Source organism: Streptomyces sp. NPDC029292 (assembly GCF_055569295.1).
The window spans coordinates 1-5,726 of record NZ_JBVHXR010000053.1 but is presented as its reverse complement, the minus strand read 5'-3'; the positions used below and the strand labels follow the sequence as shown (position 1 = coordinate 5,726).

General features: G+C 67.9%; 7 protein-coding genes. 2 read left to right on the top strand and 5 right to left on the bottom strand.

Annotation, left to right across the window (positions count from 1 at the left end):
• Window positions 1-205: 205 nt before the first annotated feature.
• Window positions 206-349 carry a hypothetical protein gene (locus tag ACZ4WS_RS47695; RefSeq protein WP_467990484.1) on the top strand — a complete coding sequence of 48 codons (144 nt, stop codon included), beginning with the start codon at window positions 206-208 and terminating at the stop codon, window positions 347-349.
• A 100-nt stretch (window positions 350-449) separates the two neighbouring features.
• On the top strand, window positions 450-1,232 hold the full coding sequence (locus ACZ4WS_RS47690) for a maleylpyruvate isomerase family mycothiol-dependent enzyme (RefSeq protein ID WP_467990482.1): 783 nt from the start codon (window positions 450-452) through the stop codon (window positions 1,230-1,232).
• A 36-nt stretch (window positions 1,233-1,268) separates the two neighbouring features.
• Here the strand turns inward: ACZ4WS_RS47690 and ACZ4WS_RS47685 are convergent, their stop codons facing one another.
• From ACZ4WS_RS47685 to ACZ4WS_RS47665, 5 genes are all read right to left on the bottom strand, one after another.
• Window positions 1,269-1,919 (bottom strand): IS30 family transposase, encoded by a 651-nt coding sequence (locus ACZ4WS_RS47685; RefSeq protein WP_467990481.1) that lies wholly within the window; start codon window positions 1,917-1,919, stop codon window positions 1,269-1,271.
• Complete coding sequence (locus tag ACZ4WS_RS47680; RefSeq protein WP_467990479.1) at window positions 1,862-2,695, bottom strand: hypothetical protein; 834 nt, start codon at window positions 2,693-2,695, stop codon at window positions 1,862-1,864. Before ACZ4WS_RS47680 ends, ACZ4WS_RS47685 begins: the two co-directional genes overlap by 58 nt.
• Before the next feature lie 209 nt (window positions 2,696-2,904).
• Window positions 2,905-3,972 (bottom strand): hypothetical protein, encoded by a 1,068-nt coding sequence (locus ACZ4WS_RS47675; RefSeq protein ID WP_467990477.1) that lies wholly within the window; start codon window positions 3,970-3,972, stop codon window positions 2,905-2,907.
• 154 nt (window positions 3,973-4,126) lie between these two features.
• Window positions 4,127-4,567, bottom strand: coding sequence for a VOC family protein (locus ACZ4WS_RS47670; RefSeq protein WP_037694117.1), 441 nt, complete (start codon window positions 4,565-4,567; stop codon window positions 4,127-4,129).
• Window positions 4,568-5,321: 754 nt separating this feature from the next.
• On the bottom strand, window positions 5,322-5,726 hold a 405-nt coding region (locus ACZ4WS_RS47665; protein ID WP_467990475.1), incomplete at its 5' end, for a transposase.

The following is a 5,726-nucleotide window of genomic DNA, read 5'->3' as shown; positions in this document are numbered from 1 at the left end:
AACTTCGCCCGAGCCCGGTTCACTTCATGTGCGTCCACACCCCCAACATGCCCCCAAACAGGACCGAGACGCAGACGTAACGGAGTCCTACTAGATGATTGATTCCAAGGGGTCCTGGGCTGCGCGTTGAGGCGCTGAACAGCAAGAACGCGGTCTCCTGTTGCGGTTGTCGGCAGCAGCAGGGGATGAGCATCACCGGCAGACGGTGTATAGCCGCTTCCGGACCTGGGAGTTGGACGGGACCTGGGAGCGGCTGTCCACCGCGATCTTGGCCGAGGCCGAGGCGGCCGGAGCGATCGAGTGGATCGTGGGTCTGTCGCCTGGGACGCGGGGCTCGGCTGTGGCGTAGCGGAAGCCCGAGCGTGGGCTCGCCTGGGCCGGAGTTCCCCGCCGTACCGGCTGGGAAAACCGCTGTCGGGCAAATGGATCAAGATGATAGAACTACCGCTGTGCACAAGACTCTGGAGTTTCCCGATCTGCTGCGGCTGATCGACGAACGTGCAACCGCCTTCCGCGCCGCGATCGCCGCCGCGCCCAGCCTCGACCTGCCCGTGCCGACCTGCCCCGGGTGGACGCTGTCCGACCTGGTGCAGCACATCGGCGAGGGCCGCCGCCGCTGGGCCGCCACCGTCGCCGCCGGGCCGGACGCCACGTCCAGGACCCCGGCCCAGGGTGACGCGGTCGCGCCGCAGGAGCGCGAGGCCGTGCTGGCCTGGCTGGCCGCCTCAACCGAGCTGTTGCTGGCGGCCCTGCGGGAGGCCGGTCCGGACCAGGGCTGCTTCACCGGCTGGGGTTACACACAGACGCCGCACACCGCCGGTGGCGTCGCCCGGCACCAGGTCCAGGAGATCGCGGTGCACACCTACGACGCCCAGCTCACCGTGGGCGAGCCGGCCTCACTGCCTGTCGAGGTGGCGCTCGACGGTGTCGAGGAGAACCTGTTCATCACCTGCTTCACGACGAGCGCCTGGCCGCACAAGCCCACCGCCTTCGACTTCCACGCCACCGAGGACCGCTCCTGGCGCCTCACGGTCGACGGCGACGGTGCACGGACCACCCGGCTGCCCGCTACCGGCGAGGACCCGGACGCGGCAGGCCTCTCCATTCGCGGCACAGCCAGTGATCTGGTCCTCTACCTGTACCAACGCATTTCGGTGGACTCCCTGCAACTCGACGGGGACCCGGAGCTGCTCGACCTGCTCCACGCCTGGGAACCGGAGGACTGGGCGTGACGACACGCCACCGCGCACAAACCGGCTGCCTTAGATTCAACCGGTCAAGGCAACACTCTCGGCTGGTGTGCGGAATCCCAGGCACTTGCGCGGACGGTTGTTGAGCTTCGTCGCGATAGCGTCAAGGTCGTCCTGGCTGAACGTCGACAGGTTTGTGCCTTTGGGCAGGTACTGCCGGAGCAGCTTGTTGGTGTTCTCGTTGCCACGTTGCCAGGGGCTACGCGGGGCTGCGAAGAACACGTCGACACCGGTGTCGGCGGTGAACCGCTTGTCGGCTGCCAGTTCCATGCCGCGATCCCAGGTCAGCGTGCTGCGTAGTCGGGGGTCCATGCGTTCGTAGGTCTCGGCCAGAGCGGGAACGACCACGGTGGTGTGGCGGCTGGCGAGTTTCACGACCGTGAGGAACCGTGACTTCCGGTCGACCAGTGTGGCGACCTGGCTGTTGTTCGAGCCGATCACCAGATCGCCTTCCAGATGCCCGAACTCGCTGCGGTCCTCCGCCGCCTGGGGCCGCTCCTCGATTGGTCGGGCATCGGTGATCTGTGAGCGCCACTGTCTTTTCACCGTGTGGCGCTTGTTCTTCCGGATCGGGCGGCCAGTTCGCAGGCGCTTGCACAGCTCGCGAGGGATCACTTTCCAGCGGGTGGTGTAGACCGATCGGTAGATCGTCTCGTGGCTGATCTCCATCCCCGGGTCGTCACCGTGATGCCGACGCAGGTGGTCTGCGGCACCCAGGCCGGCAGGACACCCTTGTCACGCAGCAGCGGCCAGGCTCCGGCGATCCCGCATCCAGGATGGGCGTTGGCGTAGTGCACCAGCGCGCCCGGGGTCAGGTCGGCCAGGGCGATCCCGCAGATGGTCAGGGCCCGGCACAGATGCCGAATCGCGCTCTTGCGTCCGTCGGCGCTGACCGGGTGCCGCTGCAGCCGGGTGCGAAACTCCTCCAGGAGCGGATCACGGCTGAGAGCCAGGAACTTCTCGGTGTACTGACGAGGGTTGGTCGCCCGCAAGGCGTCCTCGGTCGGCTGGATCAGCCGCATGGCAAAGGCGATCCCGGCAGCCCGGGTGAGTCGGCTGCGCCACTTGGGGTCGCCGTCGGCCAGGTCGGCGACCGCCCGGCCGGGCTGGTTCAGACCGGCCGCCTCCCATCGCTCCTGCCAGGTCTGCCCCGGCTCGGCGGCCAGCAGGTGCAGCAGGCGGCGCATGCCGTGCTTGTACTCGGCCCGGGCGTTGCGGCTGACGTCGGCAAACTCTTCGGCGACGAGTGCGACGATCTGGTCGATCGTGGCGGACGACAACTTCCCGAGCGGCCGTGGCGGCCGGTCAGGGACCGGCGGCGGTTCCGGCACGATCTGGGTGAGCTGCCCGTCCGACTGCGGAGTGGCGGGCTCGGCGGCATGGCGGCGGATCCGGTTCGAGGTCAGGTGCGGGCGCATGCTCGGCCCGACGGCGCTATCGGTCACCGAAGACCGCCGCGATGTCGTCGGCGTCGTACGTCGCTGACCACCGGGCCGGCTCTGCGGGCCAGTGACTGTGGTCGGGCGGCCAGTCCGTCCGGTTTGATGCTCAGGGAGTGTTTGAATCCCCGACCGCCGCGCGGCCGGCCGGACCCGGGCCCCGCACAGGGCTGTTGCGGTGTGTGCGGCCTCGCGAAAGAGGGCTCAGCGACAGCTCACTGGATCAGGTCGGTGTGCGGATGCTCCGGAGATGCCGGGCAGACGTAGAGCTGCAGACTGTCGGTGCTGCCGACTTCGACCGCGGTTGGCTGCGCGGGGTTCTGGCCGGCGACGTGACCGGCGGAAAACGCGGCGGCTTGATCCTCGTACGGTGCCCAGCCGCGACTACCGCTGTCCCATTCGAAGGAGGCGATGGTCAGCAGCGGGACCATCTGAGCGTCGCAGACAGCGCAGAATCGACGATACGGGTCGGTGCGGCCCCACGGGGGCCAGCCGCCGACCTTCCAGCCGGGAGCGTCAGCCAGCTCACAGTCATAGAACTCCGCCGGATAGTCCGCGTACGAGCCGTCCACGCCGACGTCAGCTGCCTGCCATCTGCTCCAGTCCCCCAGCAGCTGCCGCACCTCCGCGCTCAGATCGAGGCTATTGGGGTACTCGGTGATCTGTTCCGGTGCCAGCAGACACGGCTCCGGCACATAGCCTTCCCAGTCCGCCTCATACGGTTCCGGCGGCACGGCGAGGACATCGCCGACCTCCGCCGCGGACCGCCAGAACAGTGCGGTCGAAGGCTTGGCATGCGGTTCGTGGTCGTAAGGGCACCACAGCACCTGGAACAAGTCGGCCTGTCCGGGCGGCCGCAACAGGGGTACGTCGCGCACATACAGCTGGGCCACTGGCAGCATGGGGACCGGGCACTCCGCGGGCCACGGAGGGCCGGCGTCGAGTCGCTCCATGAACATCGCGGCATTGCGCTCCTGGATCGCCTCCTCCTCAGGCGTGTACTGAGGACCATGGGGATCACGGTGCAGCCGGGCCCGCCTGCGCCTCTTGAGCCGCACCTCTGCCGGTGACTGGCACACTCCGCTGCCCGCGTGCGAGCTTTCACAGTGCGGCCATGGCTCCTCAGCCGGCCACAACAACGGCCCCCCGACCGAGCTCTCCCACACCGAAGGCGACCCGGCACGAGGGTGCAGCCGAATTGCAGCTCGCGCCAACGGAGCCAGCTCAGGAAAGACCGCGGTGACGTCGACCGGCCGCGGCGGAGTAGTACGCACGAAGACCATACCGGCGATCCTGCCACCAGCCACTGACAGTTCCTGGCCGCCTCAACCGGCGCCAACGCTCAACTGGCCAAGTGAACGCTCGCCGACTCAGTCACAGTGACAACAAGCCTGCATCAGACCCTCTCGTTCGGCTGCATGGTTCGGTTCCTCCTTCTCAGCGCAGTTGCTCGGCCAGTCCGACGATGATGCCCTCCGGGCCGCGGAGGTAGCAGAGCAGATAGCTGTCCTCGAACCGGGCGATCTCGCCGACGAGTTCGGCGCCGTGAGGGCGCAGGCGGGCAACGGTGTCCTCGATGTCGTCGACGGCGAACATGACGCGGTGCGTGCCCAGAATGTTGTGCGGCCGGTTGCGCGGCCCGGCGCTGATCACCGCGGGGCTGCGGTACTTCGCCAGCTCGAGCCGGCTGTGACCGTCCGGGGTCCGGACCATCGCGATGTCACAGCGGACGCCGTCGAGTCCGGTGCACTGGTCGGCGAAGAGGCCCTCGACCTCCGCCCTGCCCTCCAGCTCCATACCGAGTTCCACGAAGAACGCGATGGCGGCATCCATGTCCTCGACGACGATGCCGACGTTGTCCATCCGCTGAATCGCCATGCTGGTTTCTCCTTCTTCCTCGTGCGGCCGGTGGTGGCCGCTGATGTCCCTGGGACGGAGCCGGTGGCACGTTCTCGACATCCTCAGACCGCCGAACTCCGAAAAATCTGGATCGCGCCTCAGTACCGCTACAGCAGACCCGCGAGCCAGGCGCCACCACCGAGAGTGAGTGCGGCGCAGGTGGCCGCTCCCATGAAGACGATCAGCCGCAGCGTGCCGTCCCCGCTTTCCAATGCTTCCTCGACGATTCGCAGCGTGCGCGCTTGAGCATTGCGCCTCCCCAATTAATTCACGGTGCCGGGTCACCCTTGGCGGGTGGAGTTCCCCGTGCCGCTCGCCCTCGCCGCACCCGTCCGGGCCCCGCCGCGCGGCGCCGGCGCGAGCTGGGGGCCGCGCTGACCCCCGGCGGGCCCGAGCATCCGTGGACGGGAATGCAGATCAGCGCTGGATGGGGCTCTGGGAACAAGCTCCGGTACGTCACCGTCCAGCCGAACCTCGTCGCCGAGGTACGCGCTGACACGGCGGTAGACCGCGGCCGACACCGGCACCCAGTGCGCTACCTGCGTATTCGGGATGACCTCACCCCTGGCGACATCGCGGCGGCGGGGTGACCGATGCGTCGGCGCCTGAAGTCTCATGAGACATCAGGAAGTCTGGAGAACTCGCCTTTCTCCGGACTGACGGGGCACATCCTCCCTGCGCCGACCAGCCCACCCGAATACTTCGCACTACTGACCTTGAATGCGTGATGTCGTCATGGTGGCTGGCGTCGGAGGCCGGTGCCGGTGCCGGTGAGGCAGCCGTCGAGGACGTCGTGGCGGTACTGGAGTTGGCGTAGGCCGCGTCGGACGGCAGTGATCAAGTCATCGGGGTCGGCGAAGGCACGATTGGCCACGGTGGTGCGTCGTAGGACGGACCAGATGCCCTCGACCGGGTTGAGGTCGGGTGCGTAGGGCGGCAGTTGGAAGACAGTGAGCCAGTCGCGGTCGGCGATGTAGCGGCGCATGCCGGCGGTGAGGTGGGTGTTGAGGTTGTCCCAGACCAGCACAACCGGGCCGCCAAGCTGAAGCTTCCCCGTGATCTTGGACACTCGATGCTTACGCCACGAGGGCGTGTTCTTGTTCCAGACGCTGCCGGGTCTCCAGCGGGGTGAGGTAGC